The organism is uncultured Nocardioides sp. (assembly GCF_947488025.1).
Lineage (GTDB): Bacteria > Actinomycetota > Actinomycetes > Propionibacteriales > Nocardioidaceae > Nocardioides.
The window spans coordinates 145,508-164,300 of sequence record NZ_CANKYS010000010.1 but is presented as its reverse complement, the minus strand read 5'-3'; the positions used below and the strand labels follow the sequence as shown (position 1 = coordinate 164,300).

The window sequence follows — 18,793 nt, the reverse complement described above, 5'->3', positions numbered from 1 at the left end:
AGCCGTCGTCTACCGCGGCGGAGTCGTCCTGCGCGCCATCACGATCTGGCTTCGCCAATAGGGAGACACGCCCTAGCATTCCCCGCATGCACGAGCAGCAGGAGCGGGCGCCCTACGACCCGATGCCGCACGGTCCGCCGGAGGTGGGCGTGGGCCCGTGGGAGGGTCCGTGGCCCGAGGGCGCGCAGTGGGATCCCGAGCTGCTCCGCGACGGTGATCGCCGCAACGTGGTGGACCGCTACCGCTACTGGACGATGGAGGCGATCGTCGCCGACCTCGACACCCGCCGGCACGGTTTCCACGTCGCCATCGAGAACTGGCAGCACGACTTCAACATCGGCACGATCGTGCGCACCGCCAACGCCTTCCTCGCCGCCGAGGTGCACATCGTCGGCAACCGCCGGTGGAACCGCCGCGGCGCGATGGTGACCGACCGCTACCAGCACGTCCGGCACCACCCGGACGCCGCCGCGCTGGCGACGTACCTCCATGCGATCCCCGCCGAGCGGGGCGGCCCGGTGCGGCTGCTGGGCATCGACAACCTGCCCGGCTCGCTCCACCTCGAGACGATGGAGCTGCCGCGGCGGGTGTGCTTCCTCTTCGGCCAGGAGGGGCCGGGGCTCTCGGAGTCGGCGCGCGAGGTGTGCGACGGCACCTTCTCCATCGCCCAGTTCGGCTCGACGCGTTCGATCAACGCCAGCTCGGCCGCGGCGATCGCGATGCACAGCTGGGTGCGGACGTACGCCGACCTCGCTGGCGCCGACGCCTGGCGCGGCTGAGGCTCCCCGGACGACCCCGACCGAGCCCGGGATGTCCCCACGGCACCCCGGACCCGGCTCCTCCCCAGGTCTGGTCGAGATCTATGTCAACCTAGGCCTGACGAGGGGGGAACGCCAGCCCCTGGAGGGTGGACAGACCCGCCCCGGGGGTGTGTCAGCGGTGCGGCGCGAGCACGGCTTCGAGCGCTGAGAGGCCGCGGCTGCTGTGGCTCTTGACGGTTCCTTCGTTGATGCCGAGCTCGCTCGCCGTCTCCCGCACCGAGAGCCCGAGCCAGTGGCGCAGCACGACCACCTTGCGCTGCTGCTCGGGCAGGCCCTGCAGCGCGTCGAAGAGCGCCGAACGCTCCTCGACCGGCGTCGGCTCGGGGGCGCCCCGGTCGGGCAGGTCGTCGGTCGGACGCTCGCGGTGCCACGGGCGGCGCGACTCGTCGATGTTGGCGCGGACCATGATCTGCCGGCAGTAGGCCACCTCGTTGCCCTGCTTCTGGATGCGCGGCCAGGCGACGTAGAGCTTGGTGAGCGCGGTCTGCAGGAGGTCGTCGGCCTTGTGCCAGTCGCCGCACAGCGCGTACGCGATGCGCCGCAGGTGCGTCTGCCGAGCGGCGACGAACTCGCTGAACGCCGCGTCGCGGTCGGTGCCCCTCACCGCATGCCCTCGCCCGAGGCGTACTGCTCCTGGGCCCAGTCGACGAACGCGCCCATCGACTCGAAGGAACGGGGCGCCGCGACGACCTCGAGACTGCCGTCGACGACGCGGTAGGCGGCGAACCGCGCCGCCTCGTCCACCAGCACGCGCACCGCTGCCGTCTGTTCGGCACCCAGCCCGAAGTCGCCCAGGTCCGCGCTCGACCTGACCTCGAGCAGGACCGCGCCCTTGCCGGCCACGACGTCGCCGTCGGGCTGGAGGCGCAGCCAGCGCGACGGATCGGTCTCCGGCGTGGTGGGCGGAGCGCCTGTGACACCGTTGGAGACGTCGAGGTAGCGCTGGCTCGCCACCCGGCCCTCGAGCCAGCCGGCGAAGTCCCCGGTGGCGTCGTTCGTGCCCATCGAGGCGCCCCCGTCGGGGTAGCGCGTGAGGAGCGAGTACTTCTCCCGCCCCTCGAACATCACCCGGATGCCGAGCGACTGCCCCTGCGCGGCGGTGTAGCCCATCGGGTTCTCGACCCGTTCCAGCACGGGACCGGCCCCGGGCGCGAGCACCAGGCCGTCGGCGTCGAGGGTCGCGGGCTCGCCGAGGAAGGCCGGCTTCTCGGCCTGCCGCCGCATCCGCTCGAGCCTGCGCTCGCGCCTCTCCCGCCGCTCCGCGGCGTCGTCCGACGAGGCGGCCTCGCGCTGCGTGCTGTCGGCTCGTTCCTTCGCGATCGGTGCGTCAGAACGCGCCGAGCCCCCCGGCCCCACCGCCCAGGCGGTGCCGCCGCCGATGACGACGGCGGCGGCGAGGACGACCGCGGTCGCGCGCCGGCGGCGTACGGCCGTGCGTCCTGCGGCAACGTAGTGCCCGGGTGGCAGGTCGTGCCCGGTGCCGAACGAGTCGTCGAGCTCGTGCTGCCAGTCGATGTTGGTGCTCATGCTGCGTTCCCCCTGCGGGTGAGTGTTCCACCCGTGGAGACGGAGGGGCGGCGGCGTCGGTTGTCACCCCTGCTGGCACCCGATCGATCAGGTGATGAGACGACCGGTCGGCCCGGGTCGGACTCGCGGGTAGCCACTAGGGTGGGAGCGCCTGCCTGACCGCTTCAGAGGAGATCTCAGATGCCCATCGCCACGCCCGAGGTGTACGCCCAGATGCTGGACGCCGCGAAGGAGAAGTCCTTCGCCTACCCGGCCATCAACGTGTCGTCCTCCCAGACCCTCAACGCCGCGCTCAAGGGCTTCGCCGACGCCGGCTCCGACGGCATCATCCAGGTCTCGACCGGTGGCGCGGAGTACCTCTCCGGCCCGTCGGTGAAGGACATGGTGACCGGCTCCGTCGCGTTCGCCGCCTACGCCGCCGAGGTCGCGAAGAACTACCCGGTCAACATCGCGCTCCACACCGACCACTGCCCCAAGGACAAGCTCGACGGCTTCGTCCGCCCGCTGCTCGACATCTCCGCCGAGCGGGTCGCGCGCGGCGAGGCGCCGCTGTTCCAGTCGCACATGTGGGACGGCTCGGCCGTGCCGCTGGACGAGAACCTCCAGATCGCCGAGGAGCTGCTCGCCAAGTGCGCCGCGGCCAACATCATCCTCGAGATCGAGGTGGGCGTCGTCGGCGGCGAGGAGGACGGTGTCGCCAACGAGATCAACGACCAGCTCTACACGACGCCCGAGGACGCCATCGCCACCATCAAGGCGCTCGGCGCCGGTGAGCGCGGCCGCTACATGACCGCCCTGACCTTCGGCAACGTGCACGGCGTCTACAAGCCCGGCAACGTCAAGCTGCGCCCGGAGATCCTGAAGTCCGCGCAGGAGGCGGCCGCCTCCGAGCTCGGCCTCGGCTCCGACGCCCGCCCCTTCGACCTCGTCTTCCACGGCGGCTCCGGCTCGACCGCGCAGGAGATCAGCGACGCCGTCGACTTCGGCGTGGTGAAGATGAACGTCGACACCGACACCCAGTACGCCTTCAGCCGCCCCGTCGCGGCCCACATGTTCGCCCACTACGACGGCGTGCTGAAGGTCGACGGCGAGGTCGGCAACAAGAAGCAGTACGACCCCCGCGCCTGGGGCAAGGCCGCCGAGGCCGGCATGGCCGCCCGCATCGTCGAGGCCTGCGAGAACCTCCGCTCCGCCGGGACCGCCCTCGGCCGCTGACCCTGCGGCGGTGGTCCGGCCGCCCGGTCCCGATCCCCTGGTCCCGACTGCCTTGTCCCGTCCTGATCTCCCGGTAACGGGTCGAAAAGTGCACTCCCGCCCCCACCAGTGGGGGCGGGAGTGCTGCTTTCGACCCGTTACCTGTCTTGGGGGCAGGGGCAGGGGCATGGTTAGGGGCAGGCAGGCACAGGAGGCGTCGGCGGAGGCAGATCGCCGTCAGGCGCCCGGGACCCGGGCCGACCGCGGCAGCAGGTAGGGCGCCAGGTCGTCGATCGAGGTCCCGAAGCGGCGGCACGTGTCGTCGTACTCCCGGCCCAACCGTCGCAGAGCGGCACGTCGGCCGGCGAAGCAGTCGTGCACGGTGATGCGCGAGGCGCCGAGCTTGAAGCCCGAGAGGAAGTCCTGACGCTTCTTCTCCTCCAGCAGGGCGCGCTCCGGATCCTCGTCGTACTTCAGCAGGCCGTCCGCCTCGAAGAGGTGACGACCGACGCGAAGGTCGCACCACGCCTCCCGGTTGCCGTCGGTGAGACCGAACTGGGTCTGCGGCGTCCCGATGCACATCTCGATCACCAAGCCGCGCGCCAGCGACTCCAGGTAGCTCTCGGCGCCGGGGTCGGCGAGGTGGATGGCGCGGTCGACGAGCCGCTTGTGGGGCCAGCCCTGCATCAGCTCGGCAGCCCGCTCGAGGTCGGCGCGTCCCACGCCGCGCCGCAGGGCGGCGTCGCAGGCTGCCATCCCTGGCCACAGCCCGTGCAGCCGGGCCATGTCGAGTGCCGTTCGAGCCGGTTCGGTGACGAGCAAGCCGTCGACGCGCACCACCTGGTCGCGACCGAGGGGCGCCCCGTGGAGGATGATCCCGCCGCTCGTCCGGGTCGCTCTGCGGTTGACCCTGGCGATGTGTGGCGGGCTTGTGCGCGCATCGGGCACGCCGAGGCGGTGGACGATGGCGGCCGAGTCGTGCGTGAAGACGGGCTCGGCGCCGACGGAGAGGACAACTGCCCTCATCCGCAGCAGCGGTGCCTCGCGGAAGGGCTCGGCCGCGGCGTACGCCTCGCCGTCGGCGTACACGCCCTTGCGCAGTCGTGCCCACTCGCCGCTGGCCACCAGGTGAGCCACGTCGCGTGCGTCGAGCCCGGCGGCCAGTGCCTGCTGATGGGTGATGAGCCCGTGCTGCGCGCGAGCCGGTCCGTAACCCTGGAGATCCATGGGGAGAGCCTCGGAGCCACGGGAGCCGTGAGCGACTGCGTGGCGCCTCGCCTGTGGAGAAGGCCTCGTGGTGCCGGCCTGTGGACGTCTGCTGGCGCGCCCCGACGGCGGCCTGTGCCCGGGTAACTGCCCCATATGAGCACTCCCGCCCCCATCAGTGGGGGCGGGAGTGCTGTTTTCGACCAGTTACCGGGGCCGGGGGGCGTGCTCGGGATGAGAGCTGAGCGGCGTACGACGTCAGCGCGCCGGCGCGTTGCCCGGGATGTCGTCCGGGTCGCCGTAGGGATCGTCGTGCAGGTGGTGCTCGGCGAGGTCCTTCTGCACGCGCGGGTCGTCCGCGTCGGCGAAGTAGTCGAACGCGATGGTCTCGTCCGCGCCGTTTGACACCTTCATGGCGTTGAGGAGCGCGCTGATCGCGATGGCCAGCACCACGTTGATCGCGAACGCCGTCACCGCGATGTAGCCCATCCGCTCCATGCCCGGGATGAGGGCGAGCGAGCCACCGAAGTGCTTGCCGGTGACCGGGTTGACGACCTGGTAGGCCTCGATGGTGCCGTAGAGCATGCCGACCGCCCAGCCCACGAGCAGGCCGTAGCGGTGGAACCAGCGGGTGAACAGGCTGAACACCACGGCGGGGAAGGTCTGGAGGATCCAGATGCCGCCGAGGAGCTGGAAGTTGATGGCGTTCTGCTTGTCGAGCGTGAGCACGAAGACCAGCGCGAACGCCTTCACCAGCAGCGACATCAGCTTGGAGACCTTCGCCTCCTGCGCCGGGGTGGCGTCCTTCTTGAGCCACTCCTTGTAGATGTTGCGGCTGAAGGTGTTCGCAGCCGCGATCGACATGATCGCCGCCGGCACCAGCGCACCGATCGCGATCGCGGCGAACGCGACACCGGCGAACCACGACGGGAACATGTCCTCGAACAGCTGGGGGATCACCAGCTGCGCGTTGGCCTCGCCGTCGAGGCCGATCGGCTGCGTGCCGGCGGCGATCGCGACCCAGCCGAGCAGGGCCAGCAGGCCGAGCACGAACGAGTACGCCGGCAGGATCGCGGCGTTGCGACGGACGGTGTTGCGTGCGTTCGACGACAGCGACGCGGTGACCGAGTGGGGATACATGAACAGCGCCATCGCCGAGCCGAGCGCGAGCGTGGCGTAGGCCCAGAAGGCCCCGGAGCCGGGGACGAACGACGACGTCGGCGGGAGCCCGGCCTCGATCGCGGCTGCGTTGTTGGCGTCCATCTTGTCCTCGGCGGCGCCGAAGATCGCCTCCCAGCCGCCGACCTGGCCGGGCAGGTAGATGACCGCGACGATGATGACGAGGTAGATCAGGATGTCCTTCACGAACGCGATGACCGCGGGCGCCCGGAGGCCGCTGGAGTAGGTGTAGGCCGCGAGCAGCGCGAAGGCGATGAAGAGCGGCGCGTCCTTGGCGATGATGTTGTCGCCGCCACCCAGTCCGGCGACCTCGAGCACCGCCTGGATGCCGACGAGCTGCAGCGCGATGTAGGGCATCGTCGCCACGAACCCGGTGATCGCCACGGCGAGCGACAGCCCGCGGTCGTCGTACCTCCCGCGGACGAAGTCGGCGGTCGTGACGTAGCCGTGGCGGTGGCTGACCGACCACAGCCGCGCCATGAAGATGAAGATGATCGGGTAGAGGATGATCGTGTAGGGGACGGCGAAGAAACCGGCCACGGCGCCGGTGGCGAACATCGCCGCCGGCACGGCCACGAAGGTGTACGCCGTGTAGAGGTCGCCGCCGAGCAGGAACCACGTGATCCAGGTGCCGAACTTGCGACCGCCCAGGCCCCACTCGTCGAGCGACTCCATGGAGTCGGCGCGCATGAACCTGCTGGCCATGAAGCCGGCGATGGTGACCAGTCCGAAGAGGGCGATCAGGACGGTGAGGGCGACGCCGTTGATGCCGTCGGTGTCGGCGGCGGCTGAGACCTGGCTGACGGTGACGTGCGGCGTCATCGGTCCTCACCCACCTTGTGGGTGGTGAGCCCCCGCGCCGAGAGCGTGAGCTTGTAGGCCGCCCAGGTCAGCCCCGAGCAGAGGAAGACCCAGAGGAACTGGTACCAGAAGAAGAAGGGGAAGCCGAAGAGCCTCGGCTCGACCTTCGCGTAGTGCGGCACCCAGAGGAGCACGACGATCGGGATGGCGAGCAGGACGGCGGCCAGCGCCATCTTGCCCTTGTGGGTGGGGGGTACGCCCGGGTCGTCAGGGCGCGTCTGAGGAGGTGTGTTCCCGGAATTCACCCGCGCGACCTTACTCGCGCGGTGACGGTCGTCACCCCTCCGTGGGGGTGGCTCGACCAGCGGTCGGTCTGGGGCGACGAGCGGTCAGAGGAGCTCGTCGGCCGCGGCCGGGCTGGAGTCGCGCAGGAAGGTCGCGCAGCGCTCCCACTCGTCGGTCTCGCCGATCGCCCGGGCGGCGAGCGCGAGGAGGGCGAGCGAGCGCAGGAAGCCTCGGTTGGGCTCGTGCTCCCACGGCACGGGGCCGTGGCCCTTCCACCCGTTGCGGCGCAGCCGGTCGAGCGAGCGGTGGTAGCCGACGCGGGCGTAGGCGTAGACGGTCACGTCGTCGGCGCCCGCCTCCTGGGCCTGGCGCGCCATCGCTGCCCAGGCGGCCGGGGAGTCCGGGTGACGTCGTACGACGGCGGCGGGGGCGTCGCCACCGGCGAGCTCGGTGTCGGCGGGGTCGGCGGGCAGGTGGGTGGGCGGGGGACCGGCCATCAGGTCGCCGCCGAAGGAACCGGAGGTCATGGACCAACCCTAGGTGGGCGTCCGACAGACTTCCCCCATGGGCCAGACGTTCACGACCGAGATCCAGGCGCGCTACCGCGACATCAACCTCGCCGGTCACGTGGACAACGTCGAGGCGGTCCGGGTGCTCGACGAGGCGCGCTACGAGTTCCTGCGGTTCGCACGCCTCCCGGGGCTCCCCGAGGGCGCGACCGGACTGCTCCACGGCACCGACGCAGGCGTGTCCGAGCTCGTCGCCTCGCAGACGATCGAGTACCACGCCGAGATGCGGTTCGTGCCCTACCAGCCCTTCCTCGCCTCGCTGTGGGTGTCGCGGGTCGGCGGCTCCTCCTTCACCGTCGCCGCCGAGCTGCGCGTCGAGGTGGGCGGGGGCCCGGCCGCGGTCTGGGAGTGCGTCAACGTGCTCTGGGACCACCGCGCCCAGTCGGCGTGGACGATCAGCGACGCCGTCCGCGCTGACCTCGAGCACTACCTCGGCGAGCCCGTCGGCTTCCGCCGCTGACGCCCACGTCGTACGCCGGCAGGCAGGTCGTCGACCCGCCTGCCGGTGCTTGCGCGTCAGCTGACGACGGCGCAGACGACGTCGATCTTGAGCGTGTCAGGCGCGTCGGGGTTGATGTTGAGGCCGTACGCGGTGGCGCGGGTCGCGCTGATGTCGATCGTCGCAGCGGTGCCCATGTAGGAGTTGACGAGCTCTGCGGCCGCTCCGAGCACCTTCTTGCCTGTGGGGCACGTGGCGGTCACTTCGCCACCCGTTTCGGGAGCCAGGACGGCGGAGGCGGTGACGATCTGGTAACCGGAGACGCCCGGGGCCCCCGCGGGTCCGGCCGGCCCCGTCGCGCCCGTCAGGTCGTCCACGGTCGACCCCTTGAAGTCGCTGGTCTTCAACGAGCCGCTCTTGATGTCCTTGGACGTCAGGTTGTCGTTCTTGATGTCCTTGGTGGTCACCGTGCCGTTCTTGATGTCGTTGCCGGTGATGACGAGGGCGGCGGTGGCGCCGCTCGTGGCCGAGATGGCGACCAGGACGCCGGCGATGGCGATGGTCGGGATGCTGCGTCGGACGGAGCCGAGTGCGTTGGTGAACATGGTCTTCCTCCAGGGGGGTCAGGGAGGTCTTCCATGTCACCACCGCCGGGCCCGGGCGGAGGAAAGGTAAAGAGATTTACCCGAATTTTCGGATCGCGCTCAGGCGCCGAGCAGCTGGCGCACCTTCGTCGGGCCGAGCGCCAGCACCAGCGTGGGCAGGCGCGGACCGCGGTCGGCGTCGACCAGGAGGTTGTAGAGCAGCCGGAAGAAGTCCTTCTGGTCGGCCTTGACCTCGTCGGTGGGGGCGTCGTCGAAGCCGAGGCCGCGGGCGACCTTGGGCGTCCCGTAGACCACGGCGGTGACCGACTCCAGGTCGGGCTCGGTCGGGAGCCGGTCCAGGAAGATCCGCAGCCACAGCTCCTCGTCGTCGCTGAGGGAGGCGAGCCGGTCGGTGTCCGGCGTCTCGCGGACGGTGGTGCGCTCGTCGGCGGGCACGTGCTCGACCGTCCACTGCATCGCCTTGGACAGCCGCGGCTCGAGGTCGGCGACCGAGTCGTGCGGGAAGCCCGAGGACTCGACGATGCGCGAGATGAGGTCGGCCGACCCGGCGGTCACGTCGGCGACCGACGACAGGGTGCGGAAGGGGACCGCCACGGCCGGCGTGGGCAGCCGCCCGGCGGCCGCCGTCTCGCTGGCACGGTGCCAGGCCAGCGTCGCGACGTCGGCCTTGGCCGGGTCGGCGGCCTTGCGGCCGAGTGCGTCCCACTCGTCGTAGAGCCGCACGACGGAGGCGCCGAAGTCGATGTCGAAGGCCTGGGTCGGCGCACGGCGGACGTAGAGCCAGCGCAGCATCGGGGACTCGAGGATGCGCAGCGCGTCGGCCGCGGTGGGGACGCCGCCGGCCGACGACGACATCTTCTGCACGCCGGCGAACCCGACGAAGGCGTAGATCACCCGGGCGGGCGCGCGCCAGTCGAAGATGGACGACACGATCTCGGTGCCGACGGTGTAGGACGAGCCGGGCGTCATGTGGTCGCGGCCGGCCGGCTCGAAGTTGACCTTCTCGTAGGCCCACCGCATCGGCCAGTCGACCTTCCACACGAGCTTGCCGTCGTTGTCGGTGGACAGGTCGGTCGTGCCCTCGTAGCCGCAGGAGGCGCAGGTGTAGGACAGCGTCGTGGTCGCGTCGTCGTACGCCGTCGTGGTGACGGTGTCGCGCCCGCACTGGCGGCAGTAGGGGCGGTAGGGAAAGCGCGCAACGGCGTCGGCGGACGACGCCGCGGCCGGGTCGCCCTCCTCGTCGTCCTCGTTGGCGACCGAGTCCGCGAGGTCGGCGGCCTCCTGCTCGGAGGCGTCGTCGGCGGGCGCGACCTTCTTGGTGCGGTGCTGCGCCAGCACCGCCTCGATGGCGTCGCGGCGGGAGACGGCCTCGAGGACCTGCTCCCGGTAGGCGCCGGAGGTGTACATCTGCGTCTGGGAGATCTCCTCCATCTCGACGCCGAGCTCGCGCAGCGACTCCTGGAGCGGTGCCTTGAAGTGCTCGGCCCAGCTGGCGTGGCACTCCCACGGGTCGGGCACGGCGCTCAGCGGGCGGCCGATGTGGTCGGCCCACTCGGCCGGGACGCCCGCCGGCACCTTGCGGAACCGGTCGAAGTCGTCCCAGGAGTGGAGGTGGCGCACGGGCACGCCGCGGCGGCGCAGCTCCTCGGCGACGAAGTGGGGAGTGATGAACTCGCGCAGGTTGCCGAGATGGATCGGTCCGCTGGGGGAGGCGCCCGACGCGACGGTCACGAGGTTGCCCTCGCCCGCGTGGCGTACGGCGTCGTCCGCCGCCCGCGTCACCCAGTCGACCGGATCGCCCTGGCGCTGTCGTCCACCTCGTGCCATGCCGGCAAGGCTATCGGGGGCCGGGACGGGTCCGGCGACGGGCGCCGTGGGGCGCCGGAGCCGACCCCCGTGGCGGCTCCGACGCCTGCTCCGAAGAGCGGGACCAGCCGCACACCCCCGCGGCGACCGGCGACGACAGTATCGACTGGCCGCTCCCTGCCACGCGGATCCTGAGTGCCGGTGGCACTAAACTGCCAGCATGCCCGGCGACCCGTCCTCCGTCCTCGCAGCCCTGGGGCTCGACCGCCGGACCGAGCAGCTCTACTTCCGGCTGGCCCCGGTCTCCGGCCACACGCTCGTGGGCGTGGCGCAGCTGGTCCAGGAGCGGCCCGACCAGCTGATGCGCGCGCTCGCCCCGCTCCTCGAGCGTGGGCTCGTCGTGCTCGCCGAGGACCGGATCGTCGTACCGTCGCTGGCCGAGGCCGTCTCGGACCTCGTGCTCCGGGAGGCACGCACCGCGGCCGCGTCGGCCACCAAGCTGGCCGAGCTCTCCAGCGCGGTGCCCCACCTGGTCGCCGCGGTGACCCGGCCCGACCCGGCCCACGTCACCGAGGTCCACCCGCTCGACGGCGAGCTGAGCTCCGGCGGCAACCCCCTGGAGCTCCTGCAGCTGATGATCCGCACCAGCCGCGGCGACATGCTCTGGCTGCGTCCCGACGCCTGGGCCATGCCGCGCGAGTCGAAGGTGAGCGAGGTGCTGGCCGAGGCGATGGCGACCGGTCGCCGCTCGCGGGCCATCTATCCCGCGCGGGCCTTGACCGAGGCCCCGGAGGCCCTGCGGGTGCGTGCCGGTCTCGGCGAGCAGGTACGGATCATCTCCGAGGTGCCCACCCGCATGTTCGTCCTCGGCGACTCCCACGCCGTGCTGCCGGAGCCGATCGGCTTCGCCGACGAGCCGAGGGTGCACGTGCGTCAGCGCTCGATCGTCGCGGCGCTGACGATGTGGTTCGAGTCGCTGTGGGACCGGGCCGCGCCCATGCCCGAGATCGAGGCCGGCCGGATGAGCCCCGACGGCCGTCAGTTCCTGCTGGAGCAGCTGATGGCCGGGGCCACCGACGAGGTCATCGCGCGCAAGCTGGGCATCGGCCTGCGGACCGTCCGGCGACGCGTCGCCGCGCTGATGACCGAGCTCGGCGTCGACACCCGCTTCCAGGCCGGCGTCGAGGCGGTCCGGCGCGGCTGGCTCTAGGCAGCGGCAGGGTCAGCGCGGCAGGATCATCGAGTACGCCGCCCGCTCGAGGCGCCAGCTGCGGCTGCGCTCGGGGCCGGAGATCTCGCCGTCGGCCGACAGCCAGAACTCGTCGCCGCTCACCTTGACCGACGTCCCGCGCAGGGAGACCACGTCGTCGCGCTGCTCGTGCTCGCCCTTGCGCAACCGCAGGACGTAGCCGAACTTGGCGCTCGGCTTCACCGCCCGGCTGATCATCACGTCGAGCAGCCCGTCCTCGGTGTCGGCGTCGGGGTTGAGCTCGGTGCCGCCGCCGACGTTGCCGCCGTTGCCGATGGCCACCATGAGGACCGGCCGGTCGACGTCGTTGACGACCCTGCCGTCGAGCTCGATGCGCAGGCGCCAGCTGGGCGGGTGGAAGGCCGACAGCACGGCGCCGATGGGGTAGCCGAGCTTGCCGAGGTTGACCTTGCCGACTCCGACGGACCCCAGCCGGGTCTTCCACTTCGCGCCCTTGCGGCTGGCCTGCGCGCCCACGCCGACGTGCACGTTGTTGACGACGACGTTGCCGGTCTCGTCGAGGATGAGGTCGACCTCACGGGGCTCGCCGGTCAGGACGAGCGCGGCCGCGTCGGCGATCTCGAGGGGGATGTCGTTGCCGCGGGCGAAGTCGTTGCCGGTGCCCATCGGGAGCAGCGCGAGGGTCGTCTGGTCGAGCTCGCGGCGCTTGTGCAGCGCGGTCACGACGGCGTGCATGCTGCCGTCGCCGCCGGCCACCACGACCGTACGACCGCCGGCGCGGTGGAGGACACCGTCGAGCTCGCCGGGGTTGGACGTCTTGGCGACCTCCACCGATGCCTCCTCGCGGAGGACGGCGAGGGCCTCGGCGAGCCGCTCCTCGTCGGAGGTGCCGGCGTCGGCGTTGGTGATGACCAGCAGGGAGCGCACGTCCGGACCCTAGCCGACGGGTGTGCGGTAGCGTGGCGTCGCAAGAGCCCCGGCGCCTTGTGCCGGGGTTGTGTCGTTTCCACGTGCTCTGACCGCCGAATGACCAGAGGGAGGGCTGAGATGCCCGCGATCGTCGTGCTCGGTGCCCAGTGGGGTGACGAGGGCAAGGGCAAGGCCACCGACCTGCTGGCCACCACGGACCCGATCGACTTCGTGGTCCGCACCAGCGGGGGCCACAACGCCGGCCACACCATCGTGATCGACGGTGAGAAGTACGCCACCCACCTGCTGCCCAGCGGCATCCTCACGCCGGGGGCGACCTCGGTGATCGCCAACGGGGTGGTGGTCTCGCCCGAGGCGCTCTTCCGTGAGCTCGACGGGCTCCTCGCGCGCGGGGTGGAGGTGGCCGACCTCAAGGTCAGCGCCAACGCCCACGTGATCGCGAGCTACCACGCCACGATCGACAAGGTCACCGAGCGCTTCCTCGGCAAGAACCAGATCGGCACCACCGGCCGGGGCATCGGCCCGGCCTACGCCGACAAGATCAACCGCGTCGGCGTACGCATCGCCGACCTCTTCGACGAGAAGATCCTGCGCGAGAAGATCGACGCCGCGCTCGACGTGCGCAACCACCTGCTGACCAAGGTCTACAACCGGCGCGCCATCGAGGTCGACGCGGTCGTCGAGGAGCTGCTGTCCTACGCCGACCGGCTCCAGCCGATGGTGTGCGACACCTCGCTGCTGCTCAACCAGGCGCTCGACGCCGGCCAGACGGTCCTCTTCGAGGGCGCCCAGGCCACGATGCTCGACGTCGACCACGGCACCTACCCGTTCGTCACGTCCTCCAACCCCGTCGCCGGCGGCGTGTGCGTCGGCGCCGGCATCGGCCCCACCCGCATCGACCGGGTGATCGGCGTGATCAAGGCCTACACGACCCGCGTCGGCTCCGGCCCGTTCCCGACCGAGCTCTTCGACGAGGACGGCATCCAGCTGCAGACCCTCGGCGGCGAGATCGGCGTCTCCACCGGTCGCACGCGCCGCTGCGGCTGGTACGACGCCGTCGTGGCGCGCTACGCCAGCCGGGTCAACGGCCTCACGGAGTTCTTCCTCACCAAGCTCGACATCCTCGGCGCGTGGGAGCAGATCCCGGTCTGCGTGGCCTACGAGATCGACGGCAAGCGGGTCGAGGAGATGCCGATGACCCAGACCGAGTTCCACCACGCCAAGCCCGTCTACGAGTTCTTCGACGGCTGGAAGAGCGACATCTCCGGCTGCCGCTCCTTCGACGAGCTGCCGAAGAACGCGCAGGCCTACGTCCAGGCCCTCGAGGAGATGTCGGGCGCGAAGATCTGGGGCGTCGGCGTCGGCCCCGGCCGCGAGCAGACCGTGGTCGTGCACGGGTGAGGACCCTCGTCGTCGGCACCGGCGGCCGCGAGCACGCCCTCGCCCTCTCCCTCGCCGCCGACCCGGCGGTGACCGAGGTGCACGCCGCCCCCGGCAACCCCGGCATCGGTGAGGTCGCCACACTGCACCCCGTCGACCCGATGGACGGGGCGGCTGTCGCCGCCCTCGCGGTGTCGATCGGCGCCGAGCTGGTCGTCGTCGGCCCCGAGGCGCCGCTCGTCGCCGGTGTCGCCGACGCCGTGCGCGCCGCCGGGATCGCGGTCTTCGGCCCGTCCCGCGACGCCGCGAGGCTCGAGGGGTCGAAGGCCTTCTCCAAGGAGGTCATGGCCGCCGCCGGAGTGCCGACCGCCGGTTCCCGCACCTGCACGACGCCCGACGAGGTCGCCGCGGCGCTCGACGCCTTCGGGGCGCCCTACGTCGTCAAGGACGACGCGCTCGCCGCGGGCAAGGGCGTCGTCGTCACCACCGACCGCGACGAGGCGCTCGCCCATGCCGCGGGGTGCGGCCGGGTCGTGGTCGAGGAGTTCCTCGACGGGCCGGAGTTCTCCCTCTTCGTCGTCTGCGACGGAACCGTCGGGCGACCACTGCTGCCCGCCCAGGACTTCAAGCGCATCTTCGACGGCGGCCGCGGCCCCAACACCGGCGGCATGGGGTCCTACGCCCCGCTGACCTGGCTGCCCGAGGGCATCGTCGACGCCGTGATGGCCGACGTCGTCGCACCGACGCTGGCCGAGATGCAGCAGCGCGGCGCGTCCTTCGTCGGGTGCCTCTACGTCGGGCTCGCGCTGACCGCGGCCGGTCCGAAGGTCATCGAGTTCAACTGCCGTTTCGGCGACCCCGACGTGCAGCCGGTGCTCGCACTCCTCACCTCCCCGCTCGGCACCCTGCTGCGCGCCGCCGCCGACGGCGACCTGGCGGCTGTGCCGGCGCCGACCTTTGCCGAGGGCGCCTCGGTCTCGGTGGTGATGGCCAGCGCGGGATACCCCGAGGGCTCCAGCGCCGGCGACGTCATCGTCGGCACCGAGACGCTCGCCGTCGAGGACGACGTCGACGTCATCCACGCCGGCACCGCGCGGACCGACGCGGGACTGGTGACCGCGGGCGGTCGGGTGCTCGCGGTCCGGGCGACCGGGTCCGACGTCGCCGACGCCCGCGCCAAGGCGTACGAGGGCATCTCCTCCATCAGCTTCCCCGGCGCCCAGTGGCGTCGCGACATCGCCGCCGAGCCCCTCGGGGTCGTCGAGGGTGCCGCCTCCCGTGACTGAGTCGTTCGCAGTCGGCTCCGACGTCCGGGTCCGCGAGGTGCTGCACGGTGCCGAGTGGGCGTCGTGGGACGAGCGCGTGGTCGGTGACGACGGCGTGGTGCTCGCGACCGTCAAGGTCGACGGCACCCCGATGGCCTTCCCCGCCCACCCGGTGCCGCACCCGTGGGGCCACCTCGATGCCTGGACCAGCACGACCGTGCTGAAGCTCCGCCGGTCCCACGACTGGTACTCGGTGTGGAAGTTCTTCGACGCCGACGGCGCGTTCCTGCACTGGTACGTCAACTTCGAGACCCCGGTCCATCGCACCGCCGACGGCGTCGAGGTCAACGACCTCCAGCTCGACATCGTGATCGCGCCCGACGGCGACTGGCGGTGGAAGGACGTGGAGCACCTTGCGCCGAGCATGTCCGCCGCCCGGATCACCGCGGACGAGCTGCTCGCGACGCTGGACGCGGCGGCCGAGGTCGCGGACCTCCTCGAGCGCGACGACCGCTGGTGGTCCGTCTGGGACGGCTGGTCACCTGCGGGCGACGCCGAGTGGGAGGATGGGTGCCCGTGAGCGTCCCCAACGTCCTGGCCACCCGCTACGCCGGCGCCGATCTCGCCGAGATCTGGTCGCCCGAGCACAAGATCGTCCTCGAGCGGCAGCTCTGGATCGCGGTCCTCAAGGCCCAGCGCGACCTCGGCATCGCGGTGCCCGACGGGGTCGTCGACGCCTACGAGGCGGTCGTCGCCAAGGTCGACCTCGACTCCATCGCCGCGCGCGAGCGGGTCACCCGCCACGACGTGAAGGCGCGCATCGAGGAGTTCTCGGCCCTGGCCGGGCACGAGCACATCCACAAGGGGATGACCTCGCGTGACCTCACCGAGAACGTCGAGCAGCTGCAGGTACGCCGCTCGCTCGAGGTCGTGCGCGACCGCGCCGTCGCCGCGCTGGTGCGGCTCGGCCGGCTCGCCGCCGAGCACGAGGCCACCGTGATGGCGGGGCGTTCGCACAACGTCGCCGCCCAGGCCACCACCCTCGGCAAGCGCTTCGCGACGATCGCCGACGAGATGCTCATCGCCGTCCAGCGCATCGAGGAGCTGCTCGCCCGCTACCCGCTGCGCGGCATCAAGGGCCCGATGGGCACCTCCCAGGACATGCTCGACCTCCTCGACGGGGACGCCGACCGGCTGGAGCAGCTCGAGGAGCGGGTCGCCGCCCACCTCGGCTTCGAGCAGGTGCTGACCAGCGTCGGCCAGGTCTACCCGCGCTCCCTCGACTTCGACGTCGTCGCCGCCCTGGTGCAGCTGGTCAGCGGTCCCTGCAACCTCGCCACGACGGTGCGGCTGATGGCCGGCCACGAGCTGGTGACCGAGGGCTTCAAGGAGGGCCAGGTCGGCTCGTCCGCGATGCCCCACAAGATGAACACCCGCTCGTGCGAGCGCGTCAACGGCCTCGCCGTCATCCTCCGCGGCCACCTGTCGATGGTCAGCGAGCTCGCCGGCGACCAGTGGAACGAGGGCGACGTCTCCTGCTCGGTCGTGCGCCGGGTCGCGCTGCCGGACGCGTTCTTCGCCACCGACGGCCTCTTCCAGACCTTCCTCACCGTGCTCGACGAGTTCGGTGCCTTCCCGGCCGTCATCCAGCGCGAGCTCGACCGCTACCTGCCGTTCCTCACCACGACCAAGGTGCTGATGGCCGCCGTCCGCAACGGCGTCGGGCGCGAGGCGGCCCACGAGGCGATCAAGGAGGCCGCCGTCGGCACCGCCCTCGCGATGCGTGCCGGCCAGGCCGACAACGACGTCTTCGCCAAGCTCGCCGCCGACGAGCGGCTCGGCCTGACCCGCGAGCAGATCGACGCCCTCGTCGCCGACCCCATCGAGTTCACCGGCGCAGCCGTGGCCCAGGCCCGTGCGGTCGTCGCCCGGGTCGAGGCGCTCGCGGCCGCCCACCCCGGCGCGGCGGCGTACTCGCCGGGCGCGATCCTCTGACACCACGCAGGCAGTTCGCGGTTCGTCCGCCGCATTGCACGCTCAGCGCCGGTCCCGCGGGGCCCGAACTGCCTTCATGGTGCTCGTCAGTCGCCGAGCCGCCAGGAGCGTACGGCGGCGGCGAGGGCGAGCGCGAGCACGGCGAGCGCCGCGAGCAGGGACGCCCGGGCCGCGACCGGTGCGGAGGCGACGGAGTCGACCGCCAGGTAGACGGTCATCAGCAGTGCTGCACCGAGCGCGGAGCCGATCCGCTGGCCGGTCTGCAGCGCGCCCCCGGCCGCTCCGCCCATCTGCGGCGGGACCTCGGCGAGGGTCAGGGTGAAGTTGGGGGAGATGACGCCGCCGCCGCCGATCCCGGCGAGCAGCATCGCCGGCGCGAGCGTCCACCACAGCCGGTCGGTCGGCTGGGTCACCAGCACGGCGGCGAGCGCGGTGCCCGTCATCATCACGGCGAGCGCGACCAGCGTCACGCGGCGCCCGATGCGCCCGACCAGCCTGCCCGCCAACGGGGAGGTGGTGGCCGCGCCGACCGCGAAGGGCGTCATCAGCAGTGCCGCCCCTAGCGGTGAGAAGCCCTCGCCCTCCTGCAGGTGCACCGACAGCACGAGGAAGATCCCGGTGAACCCGGTGAAGTAGAGCGTGCCGACCAGCAGGCCGTTGGCGTATCCCGGCAGGCCGCGCAGCAGCGACAGGTCGAGCAGCGGCGGCCGGTCCAGCCGTACGGTCCGCGCCTCCCACCGCACGAACGCCCACGCCAGTGCGGGGAAGGCGAGCAGCCCCACCAGCGGCAGTCCGGCACCGCCCTCGAGACTGATCAGGGGGTAGAGGACCGACAGCACCGCGAGACCGAGCAGCAGTGCACCGAACAGGTCGACGCGCGGGTCCTTGTCGGCCTCGGCACCCACGTCGTTGTCGGGCACCAGTCGGCGGATCAGCACGAGTGCGACGAGGCCGATCGGCACGTTGATGAGGAAGAGCGACCGCCAGCCGTTCTCCTCGCCGAGCAGCGCGATGAGGGCGCCGCCGATGAGCGGTCCCGCGGCGGAGGCGACCGCGACGGTGAAGCCGAACATCCCGAACGCCCGGCCTCGCTCGGGCCCTCGGAAGAGCTGCTGGATGAGGCCGGAGTTCTGTGGCGTCAGCAGGCCCGCGCTGGCGCCCTGCACCAGCCGGGCGACGACGATCGCGGCCGCGTTGGGGGCGAGCCCGACGGCGGCGCTGGAGACGATGAAGCCGACGAGCCCGATGGTCATCATCCGGCGCCGGCCGTGGGCGTCGCCGAGCCGGCCGCCGGCGACGAGCGTCATGCCGAAGGCCAGCGCGTAGCCCGACACCACCCACTGGATCGTCGCGGCCGAGGTCTCGAGCCCGGCGCGGATGGACGGCACGGCGACGTTGACGATCGTGACGTCCAACAGCGACATGAAGCCGACGACCAGCGAGACCGCCAGCACGCGCCAGCGCCGCGGGTCCGGCTCGTACGCCGCCTCGCCCGTCGTGTCCTGCGCCCGCTCGTCCTGGGCCTGCTCGTCCTGGGTCATCCGCGTCAGCCTCTCACCCGGTCCCAGCGGCGAGGACCGC

18 protein-coding genes are annotated in these 18,793 nt (G+C 71.8%); 8 read left to right on the top strand and 10 right to left on the bottom strand.

Annotated elements, in window-relative coordinates; all coding sequences use genetic code 11:
• Window positions 1-86 precede the first annotated feature (86 nt).
• Window positions 87-779, top strand: a complete 693-nt coding sequence (locus Q1B24_RS16715) for a TrmH family RNA methyltransferase (protein WP_299931146.1) — start codon at window positions 87-89, stop codon at window positions 777-779.
• Window positions 780-933: 154 nt separating this feature from the next.
• Here the strand turns inward: Q1B24_RS16715 and Q1B24_RS16710 are convergent, their stop codons facing one another.
• Window positions 934-1,425 (bottom strand): SigE family RNA polymerase sigma factor, encoded by a 492-nt coding sequence (locus Q1B24_RS16710; protein WP_299931145.1) that lies wholly within the window; start codon window positions 1,423-1,425, stop codon window positions 934-936.
• The gene (locus tag Q1B24_RS16705) at window positions 1,422-2,348 is read right to left on the bottom strand and encodes a hypothetical protein (protein WP_299931144.1); all 927 of its coding nucleotides are present in this window, start codon (window positions 2,346-2,348) and stop codon (window positions 1,422-1,424) included. The genes Q1B24_RS16710 and Q1B24_RS16705 overlap by 4 nt, the downstream gene beginning before the upstream one ends.
• A 180-nt stretch (window positions 2,349-2,528) precedes the next feature.
• On the opposite strand from Q1B24_RS16705, the gene fbaA reads away from it, so the two are divergent.
• The gene (gene fbaA / locus Q1B24_RS16700; RefSeq protein WP_299931143.1) at window positions 2,529-3,563 is read left to right on the top strand and encodes a class II fructose-bisphosphate aldolase; all 1,035 of its coding nucleotides are present in this window, start codon (window positions 2,529-2,531) and stop codon (window positions 3,561-3,563) included.
• Between the two features lie 216 nt (window positions 3,564-3,779).
• On the opposite strand, the gene Q1B24_RS16695 is transcribed toward fbaA, so the two are convergent.
• From Q1B24_RS16695 to Q1B24_RS16680, 4 genes are all read right to left on the bottom strand, one after another.
• Window positions 3,780-4,769 carry a type IV toxin-antitoxin system AbiEi family antitoxin domain-containing protein gene (locus Q1B24_RS16695; protein ID WP_299931142.1) on the bottom strand — a complete coding sequence of 330 codons (990 nt, stop codon included), beginning with the start codon at window positions 4,767-4,769 and terminating at the stop codon, window positions 3,780-3,782.
• A 237-nt stretch (window positions 4,770-5,006) separates the two neighbouring features.
• Window positions 5,007-6,749, bottom strand: a complete 1,743-nt coding sequence (gene mctP, locus Q1B24_RS16690) for a monocarboxylate uptake permease MctP (protein ID WP_299931141.1) — start codon at window positions 6,747-6,749, stop codon at window positions 5,007-5,009.
• Window positions 6,746-7,033 (bottom strand): DUF3311 domain-containing protein, encoded by a 288-nt coding sequence (locus Q1B24_RS16685; RefSeq protein ID WP_299931140.1) that lies wholly within the window; start codon window positions 7,031-7,033, stop codon window positions 6,746-6,748. Before Q1B24_RS16685 ends, mctP begins: the two co-directional genes overlap by 4 nt.
• 84 nt (window positions 7,034-7,117) lie before the next feature.
• The gene (locus Q1B24_RS16680) at window positions 7,118-7,540 is read right to left on the bottom strand and encodes a DUF3151 domain-containing protein (RefSeq protein ID WP_299931139.1); all 423 of its coding nucleotides are present in this window, start codon (window positions 7,538-7,540) and stop codon (window positions 7,118-7,120) included.
• Window positions 7,541-7,577: 37 nt separating this feature from the next.
• Here Q1B24_RS16680 and Q1B24_RS16675 point away from each other — a divergent pair, with 37 nt between their 5' ends.
• Window positions 7,578-8,042 (top strand): thioesterase family protein, encoded by a 465-nt coding sequence (locus Q1B24_RS16675; protein ID WP_299931138.1) that lies wholly within the window; start codon window positions 7,578-7,580, stop codon window positions 8,040-8,042.
• A 56-nt stretch (window positions 8,043-8,098) separates the two neighbouring features.
• On the opposite strand, the gene Q1B24_RS16670 is transcribed toward Q1B24_RS16675, so the two are convergent.
• A complete protein-coding gene (locus Q1B24_RS16670; RefSeq protein WP_299931137.1) occupies window positions 8,099-8,626 on the bottom strand; it encodes a hypothetical protein in 528 nt (175 codons plus the stop codon).
• 99 nt (window positions 8,627-8,725) lie between these two features.
• Window positions 8,726-10,453 (bottom strand): lysine--tRNA ligase, encoded by a 1,728-nt coding sequence (lysS, locus tag Q1B24_RS16665; RefSeq protein ID WP_299931136.1) that lies wholly within the window; start codon window positions 10,451-10,453, stop codon window positions 8,726-8,728.
• A gap of 199 nt (window positions 10,454-10,652) precedes the next feature.
• Here lysS and Q1B24_RS16660 point away from each other — a divergent pair, with 199 nt between their 5' ends.
• On the top strand, window positions 10,653-11,642 hold the full coding sequence (locus Q1B24_RS16660) for a DNA-binding response regulator (RefSeq protein WP_299931135.1): 990 nt from the start codon (window positions 10,653-10,655) through the stop codon (window positions 11,640-11,642).
• A 12-nt stretch (window positions 11,643-11,654) separates the two neighbouring features.
• Here Q1B24_RS16660 and Q1B24_RS16655 read toward each other — a convergent pair whose 3' ends face one another.
• Window positions 11,655-12,569 (bottom strand): YegS/Rv2252/BmrU family lipid kinase, encoded by a 915-nt coding sequence (locus Q1B24_RS16655; protein ID WP_299931134.1) that lies wholly within the window; start codon window positions 12,567-12,569, stop codon window positions 11,655-11,657.
• A 120-nt stretch (window positions 12,570-12,689) separates the two neighbouring features.
• Here Q1B24_RS16655 and Q1B24_RS16650 point away from each other — a divergent pair, with 120 nt between their 5' ends.
• Genes Q1B24_RS16650 through purB form a run of 4 tightly spaced genes read left to right on the top strand, consistent with a single transcriptional unit; the run spans window position 12,690 to window position 17,212 of the window.
• Window positions 12,690-13,973 (top strand): adenylosuccinate synthase, encoded by a 1,284-nt coding sequence (locus Q1B24_RS16650; RefSeq protein ID WP_299931133.1) that lies wholly within the window; start codon window positions 12,690-12,692, stop codon window positions 13,971-13,973.
• Window positions 13,970-15,238: a phosphoribosylamine--glycine ligase gene (gene purD, locus Q1B24_RS16645; RefSeq protein WP_299931132.1), complete on the top strand. Its 1,269-nt coding sequence runs from the start codon at window positions 13,970-13,972 to the stop codon at window positions 15,236-15,238. Before Q1B24_RS16650 ends, purD begins: the two co-directional genes overlap by 4 nt.
• On the top strand, window positions 15,231-15,797 hold the full coding sequence (locus Q1B24_RS16640; RefSeq protein ID WP_299931131.1) for a DUF402 domain-containing protein: 567 nt from the start codon (window positions 15,231-15,233) through the stop codon (window positions 15,795-15,797). The genes purD and Q1B24_RS16640 overlap by 8 nt, the downstream gene beginning before the upstream one ends.
• Window positions 15,794-17,212, top strand: coding sequence for an adenylosuccinate lyase (purB, locus tag Q1B24_RS16635; RefSeq protein WP_299931130.1), 1,419 nt, complete (start codon window positions 15,794-15,796; stop codon window positions 17,210-17,212). Before Q1B24_RS16640 ends, purB begins: the two co-directional genes overlap by 4 nt.
• Before the next feature lie 86 nt (window positions 17,213-17,298).
• Here purB and Q1B24_RS16630 read toward each other — a convergent pair whose 3' ends face one another.
• Complete coding sequence (locus tag Q1B24_RS16630; RefSeq protein ID WP_299931129.1) at window positions 17,299-18,753, bottom strand: MFS transporter; 1,455 nt, start codon at window positions 18,751-18,753, stop codon at window positions 17,299-17,301.
• Between the last annotated feature and the right edge of the window lie 40 nt (window positions 18,754-18,793).

Bases quoted from the DNA above. Each gene is read 5' to 3' on its own strand.
- Q1B24_RS16715 (WP_299931146.1), top strand. From the start codon at position 87: ATGCACGAGCAGCAGGAGCGGGCGCCCTACGACCCGATGCCGCACGGT.
- Q1B24_RS16705 (WP_299931144.1), bottom strand. From the start codon at position 2,348: ATGAGCACCAACATCGACTGGCAGCACGAGCTCGACGACTCGTTCGGC.
- fbaA (WP_299931143.1), top strand. From the start codon at position 2,529: ATGCCCATCGCCACGCCCGAGGTGTACGCCCAGATGCTGGACGCCGCG.
- Q1B24_RS16695 (WP_299931142.1), bottom strand. From the start codon at position 4,769: ATGGATCTCCAGGGTTACGGACCGGCTCGCGCGCAGCACGGGCTCATC.
- mctP (WP_299931141.1), bottom strand. From the start codon at position 6,749: ATGACGCCGCACGTCACCGTCAGCCAGGTCTCAGCCGCCGCCGACACC.
- Q1B24_RS16680 (WP_299931139.1), bottom strand. From the start codon at position 7,540: ATGACCTCCGGTTCCTTCGGCGGCGACCTGATGGCCGGTCCCCCGCCC.
- Q1B24_RS16675 (WP_299931138.1), top strand. From the start codon at position 7,578: ATGGGCCAGACGTTCACGACCGAGATCCAGGCGCGCTACCGCGACATC.
- Q1B24_RS16670 (WP_299931137.1), bottom strand. From the start codon at position 8,626: ATGTTCACCAACGCACTCGGCTCCGTCCGACGCAGCATCCCGACCATC.
- lysS (WP_299931136.1), bottom strand. From the start codon at position 10,453: ATGGCACGAGGTGGACGACAGCGCCAGGGCGATCCGGTCGACTGGGTG.
- Q1B24_RS16660 (WP_299931135.1), top strand. From the start codon at position 10,653: ATGCCCGGCGACCCGTCCTCCGTCCTCGCAGCCCTGGGGCTCGACCGC.
- Q1B24_RS16650 (WP_299931133.1), top strand. From the start codon at position 12,690: ATGCCCGCGATCGTCGTGCTCGGTGCCCAGTGGGGTGACGAGGGCAAG.
- Q1B24_RS16630 (WP_299931129.1), bottom strand. From the start codon at position 18,753: ATGACCCAGGACGAGCAGGCCCAGGACGAGCGGGCGCAGGACACGACG.